General features: G+C 28.7%; 30 protein-coding genes, 1 pseudogene and 1 riboswitch. Of the genes and pseudogenes, 30 read left to right on the top strand and 1 reads right to left on the bottom strand.

Annotated features, from left to right (window positions below; translation table 11 throughout):
- The first annotated feature begins 1 nt into the window (after window position 1).
- Together C3E89_RS12925 and C3E89_RS12930 are read left to right on the top strand one after the other, a co-directional pair.
- Window positions 2–949: a hypothetical protein gene (locus C3E89_RS12925; RefSeq protein WP_236913353.1), complete on the top strand. Its 948-nt coding sequence runs from the start codon at window positions 2–4 to the stop codon at window positions 947–949.
- 443 nt (window positions 950–1,392) lie between these two features.
- Window positions 1,393–1,563 (top strand): hypothetical protein, encoded by a 171-nt coding sequence (locus C3E89_RS12930; protein WP_236913354.1) that lies wholly within the window; start codon window positions 1,393–1,395, stop codon window positions 1,561–1,563.
- A gap of 26 nt (window positions 1,564–1,589) precedes the next feature.
- Here the strand turns inward: C3E89_RS12930 and C3E89_RS12935 are convergent, their stop codons facing one another.
- A complete protein-coding gene (locus tag C3E89_RS12935; RefSeq protein WP_236913355.1) occupies window positions 1,590–1,796 on the bottom strand; it encodes a helix-turn-helix domain-containing protein in 207 nt (68 codons plus the stop codon).
- Between the two features lie 48 nt (window positions 1,797–1,844).
- On the opposite strand from C3E89_RS12935, the gene C3E89_RS12940 reads away from it, so the two are divergent.
- From C3E89_RS12940 to C3E89_RS13075, 28 genes and pseudogenes are all read left to right on the top strand, one after another.
- A complete protein-coding gene (locus tag C3E89_RS12940; protein WP_336512977.1) occupies window positions 1,845–2,576 on the top strand; it encodes a GspE/PulE family protein in 732 nt (243 codons plus the stop codon).
- A gap of 10 nt (window positions 2,577–2,586) precedes the next feature.
- Entirely contained in the window at window positions 2,587–3,639 is a 1,053-nt protein-coding gene (locus tag C3E89_RS12945) for a type IV pilus twitching motility protein PilT (RefSeq protein ID WP_236913356.1), read from the top strand.
- Between the two features lie 11 nt (window positions 3,640–3,650).
- A complete protein-coding gene (locus C3E89_RS12950; protein WP_236913357.1) occupies window positions 3,651–4,859 on the top strand; it encodes a type II secretion system F family protein in 1,209 nt (402 codons plus the stop codon).
- Between the two features lie 86 nt (window positions 4,860–4,945).
- Window positions 4,946–5,034, top strand: a riboswitch (cyclic di-GMP riboswitch).
- A gap of 70 nt (window positions 5,035–5,104) precedes the next feature.
- A complete protein-coding gene (locus C3E89_RS13385) occupies window positions 5,105–5,521 on the top strand; it encodes a type II secretion system protein (RefSeq protein ID WP_272876626.1) in 417 nt (138 codons plus the stop codon).
- 105 nt (window positions 5,522–5,626) lie between these two features.
- Window positions 5,627–6,391, top strand: coding sequence for a prepilin peptidase (locus C3E89_RS12960; RefSeq protein ID WP_236913358.1), 765 nt, complete (start codon window positions 5,627–5,629; stop codon window positions 6,389–6,391).
- A gap of 4 nt (window positions 6,392–6,395) precedes the next feature.
- Window positions 6,396–7,850, top strand: coding sequence for a hypothetical protein (locus tag C3E89_RS12965; RefSeq protein WP_236913359.1), 1,455 nt, complete (start codon window positions 6,396–6,398; stop codon window positions 7,848–7,850).
- Window positions 7,847–8,332, top strand: coding sequence for a type IV pilus modification PilV family protein (locus C3E89_RS12970; protein WP_336512948.1), 486 nt, complete (start codon window positions 7,847–7,849; stop codon window positions 8,330–8,332). Before C3E89_RS12965 ends, C3E89_RS12970 begins: the two co-directional genes overlap by 4 nt.
- Window positions 8,325–8,867 (top strand): PilW family protein, encoded by a 543-nt coding sequence (locus C3E89_RS12975; protein ID WP_236913361.1) that lies wholly within the window; start codon window positions 8,325–8,327, stop codon window positions 8,865–8,867. The genes C3E89_RS12970 and C3E89_RS12975 overlap by 8 nt, the downstream gene beginning before the upstream one ends.
- A complete protein-coding gene (gene pilM, locus C3E89_RS12980; protein ID WP_236913362.1) occupies window positions 8,864–9,934 on the top strand; it encodes a pilus assembly protein PilM in 1,071 nt (356 codons plus the stop codon). Before C3E89_RS12975 ends, pilM begins: the two co-directional genes overlap by 4 nt.
- A gap of 3 nt (window positions 9,935–9,937) precedes the next feature.
- Window positions 9,938–10,513 (top strand): PilN domain-containing protein, encoded by a 576-nt coding sequence (locus C3E89_RS12985; protein ID WP_236913363.1) that lies wholly within the window; start codon window positions 9,938–9,940, stop codon window positions 10,511–10,513.
- Entirely contained in the window at window positions 10,488–11,900 is a 1,413-nt protein-coding gene (locus C3E89_RS12990; protein ID WP_442870601.1) for a LysM peptidoglycan-binding domain-containing protein, read from the top strand. The genes C3E89_RS12985 and C3E89_RS12990 overlap by 26 nt, the downstream gene beginning before the upstream one ends.
- 16 nt (window positions 11,901–11,916) lie before the next feature.
- Window positions 11,917–13,896, top strand: a complete 1,980-nt coding sequence (locus tag C3E89_RS12995) for an S-layer homology domain-containing protein (protein WP_236913364.1) — start codon at window positions 11,917–11,919, stop codon at window positions 13,894–13,896.
- 10 nt (window positions 13,897–13,906) lie between these two features.
- Complete coding sequence (locus tag C3E89_RS13000; RefSeq protein WP_236913365.1) at window positions 13,907–14,353, top strand: prepilin-type N-terminal cleavage/methylation domain-containing protein; 447 nt, start codon at window positions 13,907–13,909, stop codon at window positions 14,351–14,353.
- A 13-nt stretch (window positions 14,354–14,366) separates the two neighbouring features.
- Entirely contained in the window at window positions 14,367–14,813 is a 447-nt protein-coding gene (locus C3E89_RS13005) for a type IV pilus modification PilV family protein (protein WP_236913366.1), read from the top strand.
- 2 nt (window positions 14,814–14,815) lie between these two features.
- Complete coding sequence (locus C3E89_RS13010) at window positions 14,816–15,364, top strand: PilW family protein (RefSeq protein WP_236913367.1); 549 nt, start codon at window positions 14,816–14,818, stop codon at window positions 15,362–15,364.
- Between the two features lie 16 nt (window positions 15,365–15,380).
- On the top strand, window positions 15,381–16,406 hold the full coding sequence (locus tag C3E89_RS13015; RefSeq protein WP_236913368.1) for a hypothetical protein: 1,026 nt from the start codon (window positions 15,381–15,383) through the stop codon (window positions 16,404–16,406).
- Window positions 16,407–16,431: 25 nt separating this feature from the next.
- Window positions 16,432–16,698, top strand: a complete 267-nt coding sequence (locus C3E89_RS13020; RefSeq protein ID WP_236913369.1) for a late competence development ComFB family protein — start codon at window positions 16,432–16,434, stop codon at window positions 16,696–16,698.
- Window positions 16,691–17,251 carry a shikimate kinase gene (locus C3E89_RS13025; RefSeq protein WP_236913370.1) on the top strand — a complete coding sequence of 187 codons (561 nt, stop codon included), beginning with the start codon at window positions 16,691–16,693 and terminating at the stop codon, window positions 17,249–17,251. The genes C3E89_RS13020 and C3E89_RS13025 overlap by 8 nt, the downstream gene beginning before the upstream one ends.
- Window positions 17,252–17,291: 40 nt before the next feature.
- Complete coding sequence (aroQ, locus tag C3E89_RS13030) at window positions 17,292–17,732, top strand: type II 3-dehydroquinate dehydratase (protein WP_236913371.1); 441 nt, start codon at window positions 17,292–17,294, stop codon at window positions 17,730–17,732.
- 12 nt (window positions 17,733–17,744) lie between these two features.
- Window positions 17,745–18,302, top strand: a complete 558-nt coding sequence (gene efp / locus C3E89_RS13035; RefSeq protein ID WP_236913372.1) for an elongation factor P — start codon at window positions 17,745–17,747, stop codon at window positions 18,300–18,302.
- 37 nt (window positions 18,303–18,339) lie between these two features.
- Window positions 18,340–18,660, top strand: a complete 321-nt coding sequence (locus C3E89_RS13040; protein WP_236913373.1) for a CD1247 N-terminal domain-containing protein — start codon at window positions 18,340–18,342, stop codon at window positions 18,658–18,660.
- Window positions 18,661–18,752: 92 nt separating this feature from the next.
- On the top strand, window positions 18,753–19,730 hold the full coding sequence (gene spoIIIAA / locus C3E89_RS13045; protein WP_236913374.1) for a stage III sporulation protein AA: 978 nt from the start codon (window positions 18,753–18,755) through the stop codon (window positions 19,728–19,730).
- Window positions 19,731–19,744: 14 nt separating this feature from the next.
- Window positions 19,745–20,269, top strand: a complete 525-nt coding sequence (gene spoIIIAB, locus C3E89_RS13050) for a stage III sporulation protein SpoIIIAB (protein ID WP_236913375.1) — start codon at window positions 19,745–19,747, stop codon at window positions 20,267–20,269.
- A gap of 13 nt (window positions 20,270–20,282) precedes the next feature.
- Window positions 20,283–20,480, top strand: coding sequence for a stage III sporulation protein AC (gene spoIIIAC / locus C3E89_RS13055; protein ID WP_236913376.1), 198 nt, complete (start codon window positions 20,283–20,285; stop codon window positions 20,478–20,480).
- Window positions 20,481–20,495: 15 nt separating this feature from the next.
- Window positions 20,496–20,885 carry a stage III sporulation protein AD gene (gene spoIIIAD, locus C3E89_RS13060; protein WP_236913377.1) on the top strand — a complete coding sequence of 130 codons (390 nt, stop codon included), beginning with the start codon at window positions 20,496–20,498 and terminating at the stop codon, window positions 20,883–20,885.
- Window positions 20,886–20,896: 11 nt separating this feature from the next.
- Window positions 20,897–22,087, top strand: a complete 1,191-nt coding sequence (gene spoIIIAE / locus C3E89_RS13065; protein WP_236913378.1) for a stage III sporulation protein AE — start codon at window positions 20,897–20,899, stop codon at window positions 22,085–22,087.
- A 31-nt stretch (window positions 22,088–22,118) separates the two neighbouring features.
- Window positions 22,119–22,733 (top strand): annotated as a pseudogene (gene spoIIIAF, locus C3E89_RS13070) (stage III sporulation protein AF); the annotation flags it as partial.
- The gene (locus C3E89_RS13075) at window positions 22,726–23,307 is read left to right on the top strand and encodes a stage III sporulation protein AG (protein ID WP_236913380.1); all 582 of its coding nucleotides are present in this window, start codon (window positions 22,726–22,728) and stop codon (window positions 23,305–23,307) included. The pseudogene spoIIIAF and the gene C3E89_RS13075, both read left to right, overlap by 8 nt.
- Window positions 23,308–23,311 lie beyond the last annotated feature (4 nt).

Genomic DNA, 23,311 nt, shown 5'->3' on the forward strand with positions numbered 1-23,311 from the left:
TATGGCTTCAAGAGTTGATTTAATATACAAATTAGAAAATGTAGATGCTGAAGATGGGATAGATGTTTTTGAAATCGCTCCTATTTTAATGCAATTTGGAGAATTAGTTCGGAATGCGAATAATGTTTTAGGATTTGAACAAAAAATTGATATTAAGGTAAAGCCTTTTAAAGAAGGCTCGTGGATAACTGAATTTATTCTTCAAAACACTCCTATGCAAAACTTAATAAATTATCTTCAAAGCAAACAAGGGCAAGAATTAATTTTGATACTTTCCCTATTAGGTTTAAATATAAAAGATGGTATAAAAGGAGTAGCGGGAATAATAAGGTTTACGAAGGGACTAGTTTCCAATTTTAAAATCAATAAAAATAATACAGTTACTTACTACAACGAAAAAGGTGAAAAAATAGAAGTTTCTATGGAAGAACACAAGCTTGTACAGTCTCCTTTAATTCAAAACAATTATTATAATTGCACTATAGCACCATTAGAAAAATTCCCCAACACAACAGCCGTATCCTTTAAAATAAATAAAGAGGACACTCACGAGCAGAAGTTCACGTATGCTGATAAAGAAGCTTTTGAAGAATATGCTGCTTCTGAATTATTTGAAGATGTGGAGGATAATGTAACCACAATGAATGGAGTGTTTGTCAAGCCAAAACGTGGGTCTTATTCAGGCACAGAAAAGTCATATTCTTTTGTCATTGGAGAAAATGTTATTTGGCCTGTAACTATTGAAGATGAGGATTTTCTTAAATCACTTCAATCTGGGGACATTAGATTGTATTCAGAGGATGTTTTAAAGGTTGATTTGGAGATTCGTCAAACAAAGGATTCGAATAACAGAGTGCGTGCTAATTATGCCATTACAAAGGTTAATGAATATATAAAGTATGAAAAGCCAAAACAAATAAGCTTTGATGATGTTATAAAAGATGATTAAAACATACAATCCTAGATTAACTTCTGGGGTTTTTTGCTTTAGGGTAAAATTGACCTTTTATTTTGGCTTGCAACGAAAGACAAAAGACATATTAATAGTCTCTAGTATGTTAATACATTAAAATCGATTACAGAGCCAAATACAAAGCCACAGCTGGATATCAGTTATATCAGAGGTAGGAAAGTAAATCTTACCTCTACCATAATTTTACCCTAAAGGAGAAATTTTATCAATGATTACTAATAAGCACCTACTTTTTTTTAATAAAAACGTGCAACCCTCCTAAAAAGTGACCTCCATATTTGGCATAAGACAAACTTTAATGGTAGTGCTAATATAATTGATATAATAATACATTAAAACGCCTAAAAATGAGTGTAGAGGGCTAATAACTACATATATGAAAAAATGTGATATAATAAAATAAAAAAAGGGGTGATTTTATGGACAGAGATACAAAATTATTATTTATAGCTAAGAAATTGGTAGATTTTACAAAAGATTTCGGAAAATTAAATGAGGAAGAAAAGAAAAATGTAATTGAGAGAGCGGACAAGCTTTATGGTTATGGACTAGTTGATCTATATAATGCTTTAGGCGAATATATGGAATAATTAAGGACCTATAATAGGTCCTGTTTTTAATCCTTTAAGTATTCAAGACTAATATCTAAAGCATTTGCAATCTTTTTCAATGTTGATTTTCCAGGTATGGCAGTATCGGATTCATAACAATATATACTATTTTCACTAATTCCACAGAGCTTACTTAATTCTTTAGCTGTATATCCTCTCATATTTCTTATCTTTCTTATTTTATCTCCCAAGGTATCTTCGGGATAATCCAAAAACTTACTAACAGTATTTAATTTTTCATATAGAACTATACCAGTATTATTCCACGTGCAACTGGAAGTGGTAAGACTACAACCTTATATGCTATTCTGAAAGAATTAAATAAAGTAGAAAAAAACATAATTACTATAGAAGATCCAGTGGAGTATAAACTAGCTGGTATTAATCAAGTTCAAATTAATCCTAGGGCTGGTTTATCCTTTGCTAATGGTTTAAGATCAATTTTAAGACAGGATCCTGATATTATTATGGTAGGAGAAATTAGAGATTCTGAAACTGCCCAAATATCAGTCAGAGCTGCTATAACTGGTCATCTAGTTTTATCTACTTTGCATACTAATGATAGTCCCTCGTCTATAGTTAGATTATTGGATATGGGGGTAGAGCCATATTTAGTATCTTCTGCAGTGATAGGGGTAGTTTCTCAAAGACTTGTAAAGGAATTATGTCCATTTTGCAAAGTTCCTTATGAAGCTAATATATCTGAAAAATACTTATTAGGAGTAAATGGTAATTATTCTATTACTTTATATAAGCCAAAAGGATGTAATAAATGTAATAATGGATTCATAGGAAGAAGAGCAGTCCATGAAATTATGGTTATAAATGAGGAAATGAGGAAACTAATCAATAAAGAAGCTAATATTGATGAATTACGTATTTGCGCTAAAAAGTCTGGAATGACAACTTTGTTAAACAACTCCTTAGAATTAGCATTAGAAGGTATATCTACGTTAGAAGAAAGTTTGAAAGCAGGCTTCACATTAGGTTAGGAGGAGTACAATGGATTTAATTGACTTAGTTAAATATGGGGTAGAAAATAGGGCTTCAGATATACATATTACAGTAGGAATACCACCAGTTTTAAGAATTGATGGGTCTTTAGTTTATCATGGTAGAAGCAAATTAAATCCTGATGATACAAAGATGCTAGTAGAACAAGTCTTAAATGAAAAACAACTGGAAGAGTTGGAAGATAAAGGTGAAATTGATAGTTCTTATTCAAGTCATGGGATTGGACGTTTTCGGATCAATGCATATAAACAAAGAGGTAGTTATGGTATGTCAATTAGAGTAATTCCTTTAAAAGTTCCTACTATTGAAGAATTAGGAATTCCTCCTGTAGTAAAAAAACTTGCAAGACTTCCTAGAGGATTAATATTAGTTACAGGACCAACAGGGAGTGGTAAATCAACAACTTTAGCCTCTATAGTCAATTTAATAAATGAAGAGAAAAATTGTCATATACTTACTTTGGAAGATCCTATTGAATATTTACATAAACATAATAGGAGTATTGTAAATCAAAGAGAAATTGGGTTAGACACCTTTAGTTTTGCAAGTGGGTTAAGATCAGCTTTAAGGCAGGATCCTGATGTAATATTAGTAGGAGAAATGCGAGATTTGGATACCATTAGTATAGCTCTAACAGCAGCTGAAACGGGCCATTTAGTTTTATCAACATTGCATACTATAGGAGCTGCTAAAACTATAGATAGAATAATAGACGTTTTTCCACCTCATCAACAGCAACAAATTAGAGTGCAACTTTCTTCCGTAATTCAGGCCATAATATCTCAACATCTATTGCCTAAGAGTAACGGAAAAGGTAGAGTAGCAGCTTTTGAAATAATGGTGGCCAATCCAGCTATTAGAAATTTAATTAGAGAGGAAAAAATACATCAAATAGATACTTCAATACAAACTGGAGGAAAACATGGTATGCAAACAATGGATAGCTCTTTACTTGAATTGTATAACAAAGGTATAATTTCAAAAGACACTGTATTAAATCAAGCCGTTAATTTAGAGACGATACGTAGATACATCTTTTAGGTGGTGATTGAATGGCGATATATAAATATAGAGCAGTATCAGAATCTGGTCAAATTCAAGAAGGATATCACGAGGCTTCCTCGGAATCTGATGTACTGATAATGTTAAAAACCAATAATTATTATCCTATGTCCATTGAAGAGGATAAGGGCACAGGTTTTAAAAAAGAAATATTTACAAAGAAAATTACTAAGAAAGATATAGCCGTATTTTGTAGACAATTTTACACCATGATAAATGCAGGAATTAGTATTATAAATTGTTTAGATATTTTAGAAAAACAAATTGAAAATAAAAGGTTGAAAAAGTCTGTATATGTAGTTTATGAAGATGTACAAAAAGGTATGACCTTATCTGAAGCTATGGCAAAACATGAAAACATATTTCCTGCTTTATTAATAAATATGGTAGAAGCAGGAGAAGTTAGTGGTAATTTAGATGTACTAATGGAAAGAATGGCTATTCACTACGAAAAGGAAAATAATATAGAGAATAAAGTAAAAAATGCTTTAGTATATCCAATTGTCTTAAGTATAGTAGCTATAGCGGTAGTTGTTTTTTTATTAACTGTAGTTATGCCTACCTTTATTGGTATGTTTGAATCAAGTGGTTCTCTACTCCCAGGTCCTACAAGAGTTATTCTAACTATTAGTAATTTGTTAAAGGAATATTGGTATTTATTTTTAGTAGTTGTAATTCTTATTGTAACTGGAATTATTTCCTTTAGAGAAACAGAAAGTGGAAGAGTTTTGGTTGATAATTTAAAGATCAAAATACCAGGAGTAAAAAAGATGAGTATTAAAATTATTACCTCTAGGTTTACTCGAACCTTGTCTACTTTGCTTTCTAGTGGCATACCACTTTTACAAGGATTAGATGTAGTTAGTAAAGTAGTTGGTAATGAAGTAGTATCGAATAAGCTGAACCAAGCAAGGGAGGATATTAGGAAAGGCATTCCAATGTCCAGAACTATAAAGGATATAGGCTTATTTCCACCTATGGTAGATTCTATGATAAAAATAGGTGAGGAATCAGGAGCATTAGATGATATACTTTATAAAACAGCTGATTTTTATGATGAAGAAGTTGAAACCTCTTTACAAAAGATGACTACATTATTAGAACCCATATTAATAATATTTATGGCCTTAATAATAGGATTCATAGTAATAGCAATGGCAATGCCTATCTTTGATATGGTTAATACTATCGAGATTTAAGAATTATAAAAACTATAGATTTAAAAGAAAATGTATGCTAAAATATTGTAGAATATTTCATAAATGGGTAGAAATTCAATATTAAAAAATATCAAGGACAAATCTGTCGAAAGATGGAGACGCAAAGCCAGAGTCTAAAATTACTCTAAGTAATTATGATCGTTCGGCTGCATAAATTATACTTTGTTTATATATTTATGCAGCTTTTTGTAATGATAAAATCAAAGAATAAGGGGGAGATAAGATTGTTTCAATGGATTTTGAGAAGGATTAAAAAGAATAATAAAGGATTTACTCTGGTAGAGCTAGTAGTAGTAATAGCTATACTAGGAATATTAGCTGCTATTGCTGTACCTAAACTAGGCGCTTCCAGAAGAAGAGCAGCAATAACAGCCCATAATGTAAATGTAAGGACTCTGATGAGTGCAGCCACTATGTATATAGCTGATGATTGGGACGGAGAAGAAGTAGAATGGACTGCAGCTGGAGGCACAAAAGCTGATAACCAAGGATGGGCTCCATATCTTCAAGAATGGCCAAAGGTGCCAAAGGGAATTGAAGATAAAGATGGTGAAGAAATCAAAGGTGAGTATAAAGTTAAAATTGACACTGAAGGCAATATTACAGTAACACCAGAAGAAAAAGAATCTAATAATGAGTAAATTAATTTTTGGGCATTGGTAATGACCAAAAGGAATACTTAGAAAGTCAAGGATGGTTCTAATTGTTTCAAAAGCAACAAATACTATTAATAAAGGAGGCTACTAATGAAAATACCAATATTCTTACTAGGCACTATAATAGGTTCGTTTCTAAACGTCTGTATACATAGAATACCTAAAAAAGAAAGTATAGTTTTTCCTGGCTCCTATTGTCCAAGCTGTAGCACTCCATTAAAATGGTATGATTTAATACCAGTACTTAGCTTTCTATTTCTCAAAGGAAAATGTAGATGCTGTGGGGAGAGAATCTCCCCTAAGTATCCTACTGTAGAATTATTAAATGGAATTATTTTTGTTATGCTTTTTTCAAAGTTTGGATTTAATTTAGATTTCATATTCTATACCTTTTTATTTAGCCTATTTATTATTATTTCCTTTATAGATTTAGATTATCAGATAATACCAAATACTATGGTTTTATTTATTTTATTAGTATCTATGGTCTATAAAATATTAAATCTTTTATTATATAGCGTACCTTCAAACCTTGTAAATAGTTTAATAGGTTTAAGCCTAAGTGGATTAATTTTTTTAACTATACTTATAGTATCCAAAGGCGGTATGGGTGGTGGAGATGTTAAACTTATTGGAACATTAGGTTTTATTTTAGGTGTTCCTAGAATATTTCTAAATATATTCTTATCTTTTTTAACTGGTGGAATAATTTCTATATTCTTATTAGTATTCAAAATTAAAGAAAGAAAAGATCCTATCCCCTTCGGACCCTTTATAATATTAGGCTTTATAATTACTTTGTTTTGGGGGGATAAGATTATTAATTGGTACCTAGTTAGTTTCTTATTGAGGTGAAATTATGAATAATCAAAGGGGAAGTATATTAATATTCTTATTATTCATTTTAATCGTATTATCTATACTATCAATTGGCGTATATGGATTAAGTTATTCTGCTAGTAGACAAGCTGAATTTTCAAGAGATAATAGTCAGGCCTACTATTTAGCCAAAGCAGGGGCTGAGTTAATAATAAAGAATATTGAAGAGATAATAGAGGGAATAGAAAGTAGCGATGAAGAGGATTTTGAAATAGAGTTTCCCAATGAAGGTAAAGTCATTATAACCTTAGAATATAAGGATAATAATAAAGAGATTATAGTATACTCAACGGGGATAGTCGATGAAAACAAGCTATATGAGAGTAGGAGTAGCATTCAAGCAAAGTTAAAATTTGATTCCATATATGGAGAAGTTTCAATACTTGGGGTGGATGAGAGTGGAATCATATATATGTTTAACGAGAACTTCGAGAACCCGAAAAAAATTCATATTAAAGATAGTGAAGGTAATAAAATAAGAATATCAGATCCCAGATCTTTTGCTTGGGATAAAGATGATACTTTAGTTTTGGTTAGTGGCGAAAGTGGAAAAGGAAAAAATAAAGATGAAACTTTAATCTATAAATTGTCTACTAATGAAGGGATGCTAATTAAAACGGGAGGCAATGGATTTAGATATGTTACATATTCAGAAGATGTTAACAAATTCTATGCTATTCGGGACAATAACGACAAAATAAACTATTTAGATGATTATATAGAATGGAAAGATATCCATAAACCAACAGTAGGTTTCAAAATTGAAAAGTTAGCCCAAGGGAACAATGCTATTGTAGGTATATCTAAAGGCAAAGATAGCGAAATAACATATTTGATAGATGACAATGGAAAATGGAGAAATAAAATTATAAATGGAGATGGCATTGAAGGGGTTTATAGTGGTATAACCTACGGAAAAAAGGAAGATGAAAATAGAGGTAGGTTTATAATTGTAGGTAATGAAAAACATAATATATATCCAATATTTATCTTTTCGGAGAACGGTTATGATTGGCAAAAAGGAATACAAAAAAATACGATGTCTGGAATTAATTATGAGCTAAATGATGTCACATGGACGGGAAAAATATTTGTTGCTATTGGAAATTCAGGAACTATTTACACATCGACTAATGGAAAAGATTGGTATGTATTTGATAGACAAGATATAATTAAAGACGAAGGATCATCGTCAACCCATTGGTTTAATTATTCAAAAGTATCTGGATATGGGGATTATATTGTCGCCTATTCTAATACTCAAGGTGGAAGATTAGTGTCTACTGATGGTGGAGCAACTTGGATTGAAAAAGGGCCAATAAAATATGGAAATAATGAGATAAAGCTAATAGATCTGATCGTAATAAATAAAGGTCAAGGCGAGCCTGATTTTTCTAACCCAACCATCCATTGGTCAAAAAAATCAGGAAGGTGATAAAAATTAATGACAAAGGATTAACCTTATTGGAAGTATTAATAACTTTAGCTATACTTGCAGTTATAACAGCTTCTTTCTTCAGCCTTTTTACGACTACTAATCTGAATATCAATATCTCTGGTAAAAAAGTTGAATCAGTAAGAGAAGTCAAGAGTATTTTAGATGAAATAAATTCAAAAATTACTGATGCAAAAATAAAAAATGATCAAGATTTTAAAGGTGTTGTTGAAGAAATTTTAAATAAAAGGGGATATCATAATAATTATAAAATATTTGATAATGATAATGATTTTTTTAAGTACCAAAACAAAAAAATCCATTGTCTTATTGAGAGACAAAATATATATATTGAATCAACTGATAATTCTAGTATTAGTTCAAATGTGGAAAAAATAAAGATTATCCTATTTTATGACAAGGGAAAGAAAAACGTACAGATTTCAACCTATATCCCAATTAAGGAAGATGGAAATGTATAAAAAACTACTTGAAAATCAAGGATTGACTTTAGTAGAATTAATAATAACAGTTTCTATTTTAGGCATTATAATTTCTTTTATGTATACCTTTTTCTATTTTAATTACGATACTTTACTTAGAACTGGCACTAGATATGAAATACAATCAAATTTAAACCAGGCTATGAAGGCAGTAGAAGATGAATTAAGATATGCAGATGAAATCTATATATATGACAAAAAGGTTGAAGGCGGTTTTGATAATAGCAAAAATTATATTTATATTAAGGATAATAATATTTTAATAAAAAAAGCAAATAGTAAATCTAAAAAATTAATTACTGATAATATAATAATCAATGATTTGGTGAACTTAGAATCGTATTTTTCACTAACTAATAATCTAATTACTATTAATATAAAAGGAAGACATCTATCTAATAACGAAGAAATTAATATCAAATATACTATGGAACTACTTAATATAAAAGGTAACTATGATGCAAAAGGTTCTATTATAGAGTATAGTTATACAAAAGGAGATGATACATATTGAATTTAAAATCCTTTCTCCCTAAGAAAAAGGTCTTATCTTTAGATATAGGCTCCTATCAAATTAAGGGAATTATAGGCAAGGAGATCAAAAATGGAATTATAATAGATGACTATTTCTCAATCTTCACTCCTAAAGGAGCTTATAATGATGGAAAAATAGTGGACAAGGAATTAATCCACTATGTAATAGATGAAGAATTGAAAAAGAATAATATAAAAACAAAAGATACATATTTAACCATTAATAGTTCGGAGATAATTGTTAGGGAAGTAATAATACCTAAAGTAGAACAAAAAGAGATTGAAAACCTTCTAAGTTTTCAAATACCAGACTATATTCCAATGAATCCGGACGACTATATTGTTCAGTTTAAACCTATAGGTTTAATTTATGAAGATGATATAGAAAAATTGAGTATATTATTAATTGGAATACCAAAGGAAATAGTGGAAAGCCATCTTCAATTACTTAAAAGTTTAGGCCTAAATCCATTAGTGTTAGACTATCAACCTAACTCTATTGGGAAGCTGATCAAATTTACAAATTCTATTAATGAAGATTATCCAACAAAAGATATAACTTTTGCTACTATAGATATTGGCTATGAAAGTACAAAAGTTTCAATAATTAAAAATGGTATAATATATGTCAGTAGAGTAATAGATATAGGCGGAAAATATATTGATCAGAGTATTTTGAATTTTTTTGAATATAATGAATCTGAGTTAATAGAGATAAAAAATTTTTTGGAAAATAATGTTCTTCTAGATGAATCCAAACCAGAGTATAATACAATTTTAAATATAATAAAGGATGCTTTCATTACATTAAATGAAAAGATTGAAATGGTATTTAGATATTTTTTGACTAGGGAGTCAGGAAATCAGATTAATATGATACTTTTATACGGCGGAAATGTAAATTTTAATTGGTTAAACAATCTATATTCCAATTACTTTAATATACCTTCTATAAGGGTGGAATCTATGGATAATATTATTTTTCATGGAAAAATTTACGAATATTTAAATTCCATAGGAGCTTTAATTAGAGGGACTGAGGTGTAAATTATGAAAGATCTGAACTTTTTCGAATCTTATATAGAAAAGAAAGAATTTCATTTAGATGGAAAATGGTTTTACTATTCTATCGTTATATTATTAATAGTTACTGTAATTTTTTACTCTATTTTAAATCAAATAAAAATAAGGAAGATTTCTAAAGATATAGTCAAACTAAAATCTATAGTAGAAGATGATAGTATTAATAAAAAAGTAGAAGAAATTAAAGAAAAAGAAAAAGAGAGTAATAAATATAAGGAGCATCTAGATAAGATTAGATCTATAGATAAAAACGTTAAAGAAAATAGTGTGATAGATGACTATTTATTGGAAAGCATTACCTCAAAAATACCAGAGGATGTTTTTTTTACATCTATTAGTATATATACAGATAATATTGAGATAGTTGGCATTTCTAAAGACAAATGGTCTATAGCAAATCTTGGTAAAGGCTTAGAGTCTAATGAAGAGTTTAAAGAGATATTTATTTCGTCAATAACAAAAGAAGACCAATATTATAATTTTATTATAAATATTAACCTAAAGGAAGTGAGCTTAAGTGGAGAAGATGAAAATATTGAATAAGAAGATATTGAAGAGAACAATGACCAAGAATGAAAAACTGCTTTTTATTCTCTTAGGTATAGTTGTTCTTTTATGGGCTACCTTTAGGTTTATTATAACGCCTCAATACCTAAAATTAGAAGCCTTAACTGATGAAAAAATAAAGTATGAGGAAAATGTTTCACAAATGAATGAAATACTAAGAAGGGAAGATAGAATTGAGAAAGAATGGGAAGATTTATTTAGAGAAAAAACAATTTTAAGCAATAAATACTTTTCTAAGATTGATCAACCTCAAGTAATTTATCTATTAAATGATTTACTGGATAATGAAGATTTAAATGTATTGGATATAAGTTTCAGTAAACCTAAAGAAGAATTTATTGACGGTCTTAATGTAAACACTATGGATGTGTATATACCTTATAGGGCAAATTATGAAGGGTTAGTAAATACAATAAAAGCGATAACCTTAAGCCCTAAAAAGTTGTTAATAAGGGATTTAATAATGGACAAGAATGAAGGAGAAATTTTATCTGGAAACATATCCCTTAGAATATATGGGATGGATGGAATTGATGAGGAATATAATGAGTTATCCCATATAGCGACTATTTCCAATAGTGAAAAAGCTAATCCTTTTTTACCTTTTGATCATTATAGTTCTTCTGAAGAAGAGAATATATCCACAGAATCTAGTGAAGATGGAGTGGAATTGGATGACGGTATAGAAGGAAATTTAGTTGAAGAAAAATATAACAGGGAAATACTAGAGGATTTTGAAAATGGCAGCTTTTCTTTTTTGCCCTCAAACCAATATGTTGAAGGAAGTACATATAAATCACTATACTCAAAATCCAATAAATATTCTATTCGGTTCGAGTATAATATTTTAGCCCTGGAAGATGAAAATAGAGCTTATATGGATCTATCAAACAGAAATATAACTATAAAATATCCTCCTACTACTATAGGGCTATGGGTATATTCTTATGGGTACTCACCTATTACTTTAGGATTGAGAATGAAGGGGCAAGTAGGAGAGAAAATAGATATTGAATTGTCAAAGGGGATATCCTGGTTAGGATGGAATTATATAGAGGCTTCTCCACCTGCGGATTTATCTTTATATCCACTAGATTTGGATAAGGTTTATATAGAGTTAGAATATAATAGGAATGATTGGGGGGTTTTATTGTTTGATAGGATAGAAGCTAATTATCCTGGAGGAAATAGTATAATGAACGAGTCTTTTACATTTTACATAGTTGAAAAAGATGATACTTTAGATAAGATAAGTATGAAATTTTATGGAACGACGAATAAGAAAAATATTATCATGAAGTTTAATGAATTAAATTCCGATAAAGATATTAGAGAAGGAAAAGTTTTAGCGATACCTAAATAAGGAAAGGTGAAAGAGCATGGGTAAATATAGAAAATTCTTATTAATTTTTATGATTACAATAATAATCTTAAATATTAGTTCTTCAACTTTTGCCAATAGTAGTGAAAAAGAAATTGAGGAAGCAGAAGAGTTAGGGGAAAAATTTGGATATTTTGATGGGATTCTTGAGGGGCTTGCTAATTATTCGAAAAATTCTGATATAAACTATAATGATATAGAACCATCAGTTAAAGAAGTAACTGAAAAATACATTAAGTATCTTGAGAATAAAGATACTAAATATATAAAATATTTTTTATCAGCATATTATTTAGGATTTGAAAGAGGATTTGATGAAATTTTTAGTAGCAAAAATTCTCCTGAAAAAACTAATAGTAATAGTAGCTATGCAGACTATGCGGATGCATTAGGAATTCTAACAGGAGAAATATATGGATTTAGGGATTACTATGAAAATAAGAATTCAATTGTCAATAAATCATTGCCTTCTAATAAGGTATTAATAAAAATGTTTAAACTAGATAGATTAAACCACCAAGACAGATCTTCATTTTTAAATATTTTTAAGGAAAAGTTCAAGGAAGGATATCAAGAAGGTTATGGGAAAGGCAATTTTGAAGCTATAAAAGTTTCCTATGATGAAGGTGTCTCCCATGGAGAGTATTTTGGAAATATTTTAGGGAAAACAAGTGGAACTAAAGATTATTTTGAAAATAAGAATAGGGATTATGAAAGACGTATACCTTCAAATAATACTATTATAAGAGAGTATTCATTAAATAAAGATGGAAACGAGTATAGAGAGGGGTTTTTAATTGGTTTTAGAAGGGCTTATGAGAAAAGCTATAATGAAAGTTTTAGAACTATGAACATTGATGAGCATAAAAGATTCTATGAAGAAGGATATGAAAGAGGTATAGCTGCTGGAATACTTAAAGGGGAGGTGAAAGCTACTGCTGACTATTATTTGAAACTAGAAAAAAACTGGAGAAATCATTTCTCAACTCAAAGTAATTTAATAAGGGAGTATAATCTTAGTATAGAGTCTATTAAATATCGAGAAGGTTTTTTTAGTGGATATTTAGATGGATTAGCTCAAGGTTACAGTTCTAAATTTCAAGAACTTAGTCAAGAAACTATAGAAAAGAAATCTAAAGTAGAAGAAGTATTTATTTCTGGTGGAGAGGCTAAAAGTTTAGATAATATATTAACTTTGAAAATAGATAAAGGAACTTATTATAACCCTGTAATGGTAACGATAGATATATTACCAGACAGCTATTACCCAAAGGAAAAAAGTTTAATAAAAGCTTCCAACTATTATAATATTGATATAATAAACAAATCTAATGAGTCGGAGAATAAAAAAGAAATAGAATTAAAATTTGAATACTATGGCAAAGATAATGGTGGAATTTACAAACTAGTAAATGACAAATGGCTATACATACCATCTTATGTAGAAGATGGTTTTATAAAAGCTTTTGTAAAGCCAAGCTTTTTTAAGGGAGAAGACAATATTTATTGCGTTTTTGTAGATAGAAATGTAAAGGTATTATTAGATGTAAGAAATCATTGGGCAAAAGAAGAAATAAGTACTTATCAACGAAGAGGAATAGTCTCTGGATATTCTGATAATACTTTTAAGCCTAATAATAAAATTTCAAAAGGAGAATTTTTGACCATATTGAGCAAAGTATATAACTGGGAATTATCTAATGATGAGCCTATCACGTATAAAAATTTAGTAGATTATGCAACGGAAAAAAGTTATATTGATAATTCTTTTAATCTAGATGAAGGAATTACATATAGAGAGATAGAGTCTATAATGGAAAAGGTTACAAATATAGAAAAATTTAACTGGTATAACATTTCAGCAAAGATCTTATATGAAAAACAATATAAAAGTAAATCTTATAATAATATGAACAATTATATATCGAGAGCAGAAGTGGTTTATATGCTTTACACTTTGAATGAATGGAGGTATTAGGGATAACAAGATGATTAAAGAAACTAGGGGGATGACTTTAGTTGAAATTATTATTGTAATCAGTTTATTATCAATCTTGCTTCTTATTCCAAGCTTTAAAGGAAATAATATACTTAATTATAGGGAAAAAAAGGATATAAGTGAATTTAAAAAAGATATAAATTATGCTAAAAATCGAGCTTTAGTGGAATCAAAATTATATAGTGTGGATATAAGACCAACTAGCAATAGCTATCTAATTTTTAAATATGATACCTTTCCAGAAGTTGTTAAGAAAAAGGAATTTACAAGTGGTGTTAAATTGAAAAGTACTAATATAAAAAATAATGAATTAATCTTTAGTTACTCAGGTGCTCCTATAGAATCTGGAACAATTTCTTTAGAAAATAGTAAAGGTAAAAAAATAAGTATTACCATAACTCCGGCTACAGGTAAAGTAAATATTTATTTTCATTGAAAGGGAGTGAAAAATGGATAAAAAAGGTTTTCTTCTTATAGAAGCATTAATGGGAATATTCTTACTAGCCATAATAGCAGTAACTTGTTTGCCTATTTTAAATACTGGTGTAAATAATATAAGGATGACTAAAGAAAAAATGGAGATGTTATTAATGGCAGAATCCATTATAGAACAGATTAAAGCTTTCGATTATAGCTGGGAAGATGATAAATATTTATTCGACATGAGTTTAAGTACATTGATTGATATTCTAAATGGTTCAGATAATATATCAGTCAAATTACCTTTAGATTGTAAAAATCTAAAGTCTGATTATTATTGTATAATAGATAAGGAAAATATAGGGGATGAGTTATGGAAATTACACGTATTATTAACTTCGAAGGATATAAATAGTAGAATTAAAAATATTGATATTGTAGCATTTGTACCAGTTCCAAAAAGGGTTGAGATATGACAATGAAACGGTATCAAGGATTTACATTAATAGAACTTATACTATCTTTAGCTATAAATTCTATAATTATATTATCTTTGTTATCTATACTGAAGTTTAATGTAGCTAGTTATAAGCTTGGCGAGATAGAAGATGAAATTATTTTAAATGGAAGATATGTAATTGAATATATTAAAAGAGAGATTAGATCTGCAGATAAAATAATGTCTATAGATAAATTTGATTCATTAGATGAATTATATAAGGATAATATAGGATTTGTAATAATGCATTATTATCCAAGTGAAACCTATAAATATAATTATTCTACATATTATTTAAAGGATAATAAAATTTATAGAATTGCTGTTAATAGGGTAGATAGTAGATTACCTATAGGTAGCTATTTTAAAGGACATAATGAAATAGCTGAATATATAATATCCATAGAAGGAACAAATGTGGATTTTGATACAAAAGTAATAGATATATCTTTAACTTTAGGTGATCGAAAAGGTAAAGATATGAAACTAAAATCAAAACTTAAAATTAGATGTCCTATTGTTTATTAAATTATGAGGTGGAATTGTGGTCAATGATAAGGGATATATTACTATTATTGCTCTATTTATTATGACTATTATATTTATATCAGCCTTATTTTTAATATACACATCTAGCATGGAATATTTAATTGTTAATTCTAGTCATAAAAACATTCAAGCTTTTTATCTTGCAGAGGGCAAAATACATACGGTTTTAAAAAAAGAAGAATATTATTATGAACAGCTAATGCCAAGAATGGAAACTTATATAAAGTATGGAAGGTTGGGAAAAAGTTTTAATAAAAAGATTACTATAGATAACAAAGATTTATTTGAAGATGATAACAACAATATAGTCAATATAGATTTTGCTGAGGAAAATCATAGAAGGGTTATTGAAATGAAAACCCATAGTACCTATTCTGGCATTACCCAAAAAGTAATTGCCAAGATGACTATGATAAATGATATTTTTGAATGGAGGATTCCTATAGTATCTTCAGAATATATTTTGCAGGATAGAGTAAGAGAATTTCAAGATTATATGTCATATTTAAAAGAAGAAATTCGATTGCCTAACCTTCCTAGTGGAATTATGGAAGTGGAGACAATTAACTACGAACATATAAGGATTGTGAAAGATTCAAGTCAGAAGACTATCATAGAATTTTTCAGAAATAATATGGTTGAACCAGTAAAAAAAGAAGTTCTTAAGGATGAAGATGTTTTTATGTTGCTGAAAAATAATTATGTTATTCCTACTTTATCTATTGAATCTGATAAAAATTCTAATAAGATGGTTTTGAATGGAGTTCTATATATAGAAGGAGATCTAATAATCCACAGTGATTTGGAATTTCATGGTATTTTAATATTAGATAATAGTGAAATTTATATAGATCCATCTAGTAGAGTAAATATAGAAGGAATAATTTTATTAAATAACTATAATGGTATACCTTTAGAAGAAATGATTCAAATTGATTATAATTTTGATATAATAAGAAAATATGGTATATACTTACCTAAATTCATAGATCCTAAAATTCAAGTTATTAAAAGTTATTAATTATAGCATAAAGGAGGTTCTAAAAATGGAATTACGCAATTTAATAGAAGATGAGGTTATCTATACCATAAATAGACTTTTAAAAGATAGAAAAGATATATGCACCTGTGATAAATGCAAAATGGACATTGCAGCTATTACTTTAAATAATTTAAAACCTAAGTACGTTGTTACGGAGAAAGGGAAGTTATATGGTAAAATAGATACTATAGACTATCAATTTGATGCAGATTTAGTTAGAGAAATTGTGAAAGCTATTGAAATAGTTGGTGATAACCCTCATCATGAATAGATATAAAAACAGCAAAAATATAGTATTAATAGGAATGAGTGGAGTAGGCAAAACTACTGTTGGAGAATATATAGCTAAGAAATTAAACATGAAATTTATTGACACAGATGATAAAATAACATCAACCTATGGAAATACTATTAACTCAATTTTCAATATATATGGGGAAGAGTATTTTAGATATTTAGAAAGAAAGGTAATAAAGAGTTTGTCAATAGTAGAGAAAACAGTTATTTCTACAGGAGGAGGAGTGGTTTTAGACAATAATAATATACAAATACTAAAAAGAAATGGTATAATATTTCTATTAAAAGCTAGCATAGATACCTTGATTTCTAACTTGGAATCTTATTCGCCTAATAAAGGTAATAGGCCATTGCTTAATAATTCTTCATGTTTAAGCCATAGAATTAAGGAAATATATTATGAAAGAGAAGAACTATATTTTTCAAGTGCGAATAAAATAATCAGAGTAGATAATAAAACTATAGATGAAATAGGTGATGAAATTATTCATGTATTTCAGCAGCTTAACCCTTGTAGTTATTTTTAATGATTGATATAATAAAATAGCATAATAAAGGAAGATGTTAATGAAAATATTAATTATTCATGGTCCAAATATGAATCTATTAGGTATAAGGGACAAATCAATATATGGGAAATTTAATTTAGATGAAATAAATCATTTAATAGAATCAAAATCAAAGGAGCTTAATATGAAGGTTGAATTTTTTCAATCTAATCATGAAGGAGAGATTATAGATAAACTACATAATACCTTGAATGGAGATTATAACGGTGTTATAATAAATCCTGGTGGTTATACTCATTATAGTATTTCTATTAGGGATGCTATTGAAGTTATGGATATTCCTGTAATTGAAGTTCATTTGTCCAATATATTTAAAAGAGAAGGTTTTAGGCAAAAATCTTTAATAGCTCCAGTATGCAAGGGTCAAATATCTGGTTTTGGACTATACAGTTATTTACTAGCATTGGAAGCCTTTGATAGTATGAAGGAAAATGATTAAGGAGGTTATAATATGATTTCTGCAGGAGATTTTAGAAAAGGAATTACTTTTGAAATGGATGGAGATGTATATCAAATAGTAGACTTTCAGCATGTTAAACCAGGGAAAGGTGCTGCTTTCGTTAGGGCAAAAATAAAAAATGTAATGACGGGAACTATAAAGGATTTGACTTTTAACCCTAATGATAGATACCCTAAGGCTAGAATTGAAACTAAAGAAATGCAGTATCTATACAATGATGGAACTCTTTATTACTTTATGGATAATGAAACATATGAACAATTACCGTTAGAGAAAGAACAGGTGGAGGATGCTATTGTATATATAAAAGAGAATGACAATGCAATTATTCGCTTTTACGAAGGAAGGCCATTCGAAGTAGTTGCACCTAATTTTGTCGAGTTAGTCGTCGCTCATACTGAACCAGGAGTAAAAGGAGATACAGCTACTGGAGCAACAAAGCCTGCAACTCTTGAAACAGGTGCTGTTGTAAATGTTCCTTTATTTGTAAATGTTGGTGACAAAATTAAAATAGATACTAGAACAGGTGAGTATTTATCAAGGGCCTAGGGAATAATAAAAATATAAATTTATAGGAGGGATTTAAATGGAATATCTTTACCAAAAAGTATCATATTTGAAAGGATTGGCTGAGGGGCTTAGAATTGAAGAAGAATCAAAGGAGGGCAAGCTATTATTACATATAATTGATGCCCTAGAAGATTTTGCAGATGTAATAGATGATGTAATTGAAGATTATAGAGATTTAGAACAATATGTAGAATATATTGATGAAGATTTAACTGATATTGAAGATGAAATATATGAGATTGATGATGAGGATTACTATCCATATGATGAATTTGATGACGATTATGATTATGTAGATTTTGATGATGATTTAGATGAAGAATTAGATGAAGAGTAAAAAAAAAGACTTAAAACCTTTCTGGTTTTAAGTCTTTTTTTTTGCATATTATTTTAGCTTGTTCATATTTATATATAAAGGAGGGACATGTTATGGATAAGAAGGAAATTGGAATATATGAAAATGTACTAGAATATATTAGTTTAGAATTAAGCCGTATACTCAAAAAGATTCCTGACAAATATAAAATATCTGTAGAGGAAATAAGGATTAGATATGGGTCTCCACTTAATATATATTTGAAAAACAATGATTTTTTCGTTACCAAAGATGGCCAGTTAACTAAAAATCAATATGAAGGAAGATTAGTAGGTAAAAAAGATTTGATAGAAACGTTTCAATTAGTAAGTAATTATTCAGTTTATGCTTTTGAAGAAGAAATAAAGAATGGGTTTATTACATTAAGGGGAGGACATAGGGTAGGCATAGGAGGAAAAGTACTATATGGAATAAATGGTATAGAAACTATTAGAGATATTTCCTCACTAAATATTCGTATTGCAAGAGAAAAAATAGGAGTCTCAGATGAATTAATTAAGTATATTGTAGATTTTTCCCAAACTATTCATAACACATTAATCATCTCGCCTCCACAATGTGGGAAAACTACTATATTAAGAGATTTAATAAGAATTCTAAGTAATGGCAGTAAGATATTAGGAGGAAAAGGGTTAAAGGTAGGAATAATAGATGAAAGATCAGAATTGGCGGGAATGTATAATGGAATGCCACAATTTAAAATTGGTTTAAGGACAGATGTATTAGATGGTTGCAATAAGAAGGATGGTACTACTATGCTAATAAGAGCAATGTCCCCAGAAATAATAGCCATGGACGAAATCGGAAGTATTTATGATGTGGAAGCAATCCATGAAGCACTAAAAGCAGGAGTGAAGATTATTGCCACAATCCATGGTAATACACTAGAGGATTTACTTTCAAAGAAAAGTTTAAAGGTGTTAATTGATGATAAGATTTTTAAAAGATATGTTTTTTTAGATAATTCTAAGGGTGTAGGTACTATTAGGGATATTATTGAAGGAGATTCCTTTACATCAATAATTAATTAAAAGGAAGGGATAATATGGGATTATTAAAACTTATGGGGGGACTGCTGATTATTCTTTCAACCACCCTAATGGGATTTTATTATGGAAGTAGATTTTCTAATAGGTTTAATAATTTAATATATTTAGAACAATGTTTAAAAATTTTAGAGACAGAAATTGTTTATGGGGCTATTCCATTACCAGAAGCCTTAAGCAATGTTTATAGTAAAGGTAATAAAAAAGTATCTTTTATATTTGAAGAAATTAGAAAAAACCTATTAAATAATAAAAGGGGAGATATATTTAATAGTTTTTTGAGTGTAGTTGATTTACTGAAAGATAGATTAAATCTGAAAGATGAGGATATAGAAATTTTCTTGTCCTTAGGAAGAGTGCTAGGGTCTTCTGATAGACAAGACCAAGAGAAAAACTTTAAATATATATTTAATCAAATTACCTTGCTTCAAAAAGAAGCCAAATTAGAAAAAGATAAGAATGAAAGAATGTACAAAAATTTAGGGGTACTTACTGGAATCACTATTGTAATAATACTGTTATAGAGGAGAGAAAAATATGAATATAGATTTAGTATTTAAAATAGCGAGTATAGGAATATTACTAGGGGTTCTTCATACCGTTTTAGATAAAGCGGGTAAAGAAGAGTTTGCTTATATCACTACGTTAGTTGGAGTTGTCATAGTTTTTAGTATGGTTATAGGGCTAATATCTAAATTATTTGACAATATAAAAACTTTATTTCAGCTTTATTAATTGGGAAGTGATATTATGATAATTTTACAAATTGTTGGTATTGGAATTGTATCAACAATACTAGCAGTATTAGTAAGGAAAACTATTGGATCTGAATTTGCTATTTTTATTAGTTTAGTTACAGGAATAATTATATTTTTTATGGTTATGGACAAATTGGTGTATGTAGTTGATACATTAAGTCAGTTAGCTAAAAATACAAGCCTTGAATTTACATATTTTTCAACTATATTGAAAATTATTGGAATAGCATACATAGTGGAATTTGGTGCTCAAATATCTAAGGATGCAGGTGAAGAAGCCATAGCATCAAAAATTGAATTAGGTGGGAAAATAATTATGATGGTACTAGCAATACCAATTTTACTAGCTCTGATGGAATTAATAATAAAAATACTTCCCTAAAGGTGAATAAGATGGATAAGAAAAAAAGGATAATACTTACAATAATATTTTTAATGATAATATATTCTTCAATTTCTTTTGCTGAAAAAACTGGAGAAGAAAATACTAGTATAACAGATATATTTCTGCAAGAACAATTGAATAGTTTAAATATAACTGAATTGGAACTTATATTAGAAGATATATTGAGAGGAAATGAAGGTTTTTTCCCTGAGATAAACATAAAAGAAAGCATTAAGTCTATAGTAAAAGGCGAAAACAAACTAGAAATAAATCAAATTAAAGATGGAGTAATCAACGTTTTTTTTAATGAAATATTAAACAATTTAAGCTTAATTTCTCAAATACTCATTATAACCGTTTCGTGTTCGGTTCTAACTAATTTACAAAGTACTTTTGAAAAAGATACGGTAGCACAATTAGCTCATTATGCATGCTATATAATAATGGCTATGCTAATGATAAATAGCTTTATGTTGGCTTTAGACTTAGGTAAGAAAACTGTAGTACAAATGGTTAATTTTATGCAAGTAATACTACCTATATTATTGACTTTACTAATTGCAATAGGAGGGCCAAGCACTAAGTTGATTTTTCATCCTATGATAATAGGCGTAATAAATATTATCGGCTCTCTTATTAAAAACCTAATATTTCCACTAATATTTTTTACCTTTATTATTGGAGTGATAAGTAATATATCAAATAAAATACAGTTTTCAAAGCTTTCTGAATTAATGCGTCAAACAATTATTGTATTAATCAGTGCTTCTTTTACTGTTTTCATTGGAATAATTACTATGTATGGTATAGGTGCAAATATAGATGGAGTTACTATTAGAACTGCTAAGTTTGCTGTAGATAGTTTTGTACCAATAATAGGCAAATTCCTTTCAGATGCTGTAGAAGCTGTAGTTGGTTGTTCGGCTATATTAAAAAATGGGATAGGAATGATCGGTTTAGTTGCTTTATTCTTTATTTGTATTGTTCCTGCCATAAAAATAATAATAATTATTTTTACCTATAAGGCTATATCTGCATTGGTAGAGCCAATTTCATCAATAAATATTTCTAGTTGTTTTAATGAAGTTTCTAAGTCCTTATTATTAATATTAGTAGGAATGCTTTCTGTAGCAACAATGTTCTTTATAACCATAACGGTTATAGTCGAAGCTGGAAATGCTACCATTATGTTAAGGTAGGTGATTATATGGGGTAGTAGAGTTTTTAAAAGCCTGGGTAAAAGATATTGCAATGATATTTGTACTGATTTCTATTATGGAAATAGTATTACCTAGTAATAACATGAAAAAATATATAGATATGGTAACAGGACTTTTAGTAATAATTGTTATTATAACACCTTTTGTGAAATTGTTTAATAAGGATTTCCAACTGGATAAAAAGGTATTTATAAATACTATGGAGCAAGTAAAACTTGAAAAGAAAAATGATATTGAATTAGCATCATTACATGAAGAGCAGATAAAGGATATGTATATTAACAAGCTAAAGGATGAAATAAGAGGACTTGTCCATGAAGCAACAGAATATAGAGTTTCAGAAATTAGAATATCAATATATGAAGGTGAAGATAATTATGGTGAAATTAAAGATATCCATATAGTATTAGATGATGATAATATGGAGAAATTGCCTAAAGATTCTATTCCTGCAGTTGGAATTGAAGAAATTAGGATTGATGGTGAGGTGAAAGAATCAGCTGAACTACATGAATTAGAAAATAGTAATGAAATAATAGATGCTATTTATAAAAATTATAATATCTCAAAAGAAAACATAAGGGTTTTTTTAAATACTCCAAGGGAAGGTGAAAAAGGTGGATAAATTTTTTGATTGGATTAAGAAATATTTAGAAAAAGTAAATAATAAGGAATTAATGAGGAATTTATTCATAATATTAATTATTGGAATCATACTTATTATAATAGCTGACATTTTTATCAAAGAAAAAAAAGGGGTAAATCAGAATTTGAAGTTAGAAAATGAAGTTAAAAATCCTACTAATACTGAAACAGACTACGGAACTGTTTTAGAGAATAAACTTGAGGATGTATTAAGTCAGTTAAAGGGGGTAGGTTCAGTTAAGGTAATGATTACCTTAGAAGATACTATAGAGAAAATTCCTGCTTTTAATACTACCAAAAACAATGAAACTACCAATGAATTAGATTCTCAAGGTGGTACTAGAGAAATCATTAGAGAGGATACAACTATTCAAGTTGTTACAGGTAGTGAAGGTTCTTTGATAGTTTTAAAAGAGATAAAGCCAACCATTAAAGGAGTAATAGTAATAGCTGAAGGAGCAGAGGATTTAGAAGTAAAAGAAAGATTATATGAAGCAGTTAAAACGGTGCTGGGGATATCTGGAAGCAAGGTGGAAGTTTATGCTAGTAAATAGGAGG

The sequence above is a fragment of the Clostridium sp. Cult1 genome (genome assembly GCF_021655095.1).
In the GTDB taxonomy this organism is placed as follows: domain Bacteria; phylum Bacillota; class Clostridia; order Tissierellales; family Tepidimicrobiaceae; genus Schnuerera.

Coding starts and splice junctions, on each gene's coding strand:
- C3E89_RS12985 (WP_236913363.1), top strand. CDS start 9,938: ATGAAAGATCTGAACTTTTTCGAATCTTATATAGAAAAGAAAGAATTT.
- C3E89_RS12965 (WP_236913359.1), top strand. CDS start 6,396: ATGAATAATCAAAGGGGAAGTATATTAATATTCTTATTATTCATTTTA.
- C3E89_RS12975 (WP_236913361.1), top strand. CDS start 8,325: ATGTATAAAAAACTACTTGAAAATCAAGGATTGACTTTAGTAGAATTA.
- C3E89_RS13005 (WP_236913366.1), top strand. CDS start 14,367: ATGGATAAAAAAGGTTTTCTTCTTATAGAAGCATTAATGGGAATATTC.
- C3E89_RS12960 (WP_236913358.1), top strand. CDS start 5,627: ATGAAAATACCAATATTCTTACTAGGCACTATAATAGGTTCGTTTCTA.
- C3E89_RS12945 (WP_236913356.1), top strand. CDS start 2,587: ATGGATTTAATTGACTTAGTTAAATATGGGGTAGAAAATAGGGCTTCA.
- C3E89_RS13040 (WP_236913373.1), top strand. CDS start 18,340: ATGGAATATCTTTACCAAAAAGTATCATATTTGAAAGGATTGGCTGAG.
- C3E89_RS13025 (WP_236913370.1), top strand. CDS start 16,691: ATGAATAGATATAAAAACAGCAAAAATATAGTATTAATAGGAATGAGT.
- spoIIIAC (WP_236913376.1), top strand. CDS start 20,283: ATGAATATAGATTTAGTATTTAAAATAGCGAGTATAGGAATATTACTA.
- C3E89_RS12930 (WP_236913354.1), top strand. CDS start 1,393: ATGGACAGAGATACAAAATTATTATTTATAGCTAAGAAATTGGTAGAT.
- spoIIIAE (WP_236913378.1), top strand. CDS start 20,897: ATGGATAAGAAAAAAAGGATAATACTTACAATAATATTTTTAATGATA.
- C3E89_RS12950 (WP_236913357.1), top strand. CDS start 3,651: ATGGCGATATATAAATATAGAGCAGTATCAGAATCTGGTCAAATTCAA.
- C3E89_RS12995 (WP_236913364.1), top strand. CDS start 11,917: ATGGGTAAATATAGAAAATTCTTATTAATTTTTATGATTACAATAATA.
- spoIIIAB (WP_236913375.1), top strand. CDS start 19,745: ATGGGATTATTAAAACTTATGGGGGGACTGCTGATTATTCTTTCAACC.
- spoIIIAD (WP_236913377.1), top strand. CDS start 20,496: ATGATAATTTTACAAATTGTTGGTATTGGAATTGTATCAACAATACTA.
- C3E89_RS12925 (WP_236913353.1), top strand. CDS start 2: ATGGCTTCAAGAGTTGATTTAATATACAAATTAGAAAATGTAGATGCT.
- C3E89_RS13000 (WP_236913365.1), top strand. CDS start 13,907: ATGATTAAAGAAACTAGGGGGATGACTTTAGTTGAAATTATTATTGTA.
- C3E89_RS13010 (WP_236913367.1), top strand. CDS start 14,816: ATGAAACGGTATCAAGGATTTACATTAATAGAACTTATACTATCTTTA.
- aroQ (WP_236913371.1), top strand. CDS start 17,292: ATGAAAATATTAATTATTCATGGTCCAAATATGAATCTATTAGGTATA.
- spoIIIAA (WP_236913374.1), top strand. CDS start 18,753: ATGGATAAGAAGGAAATTGGAATATATGAAAATGTACTAGAATATATT.
- C3E89_RS13020 (WP_236913369.1), top strand. CDS start 16,432: ATGGAATTACGCAATTTAATAGAAGATGAGGTTATCTATACCATAAAT.
- efp (WP_236913372.1), top strand. CDS start 17,745: ATGATTTCTGCAGGAGATTTTAGAAAAGGAATTACTTTTGAAATGGAT.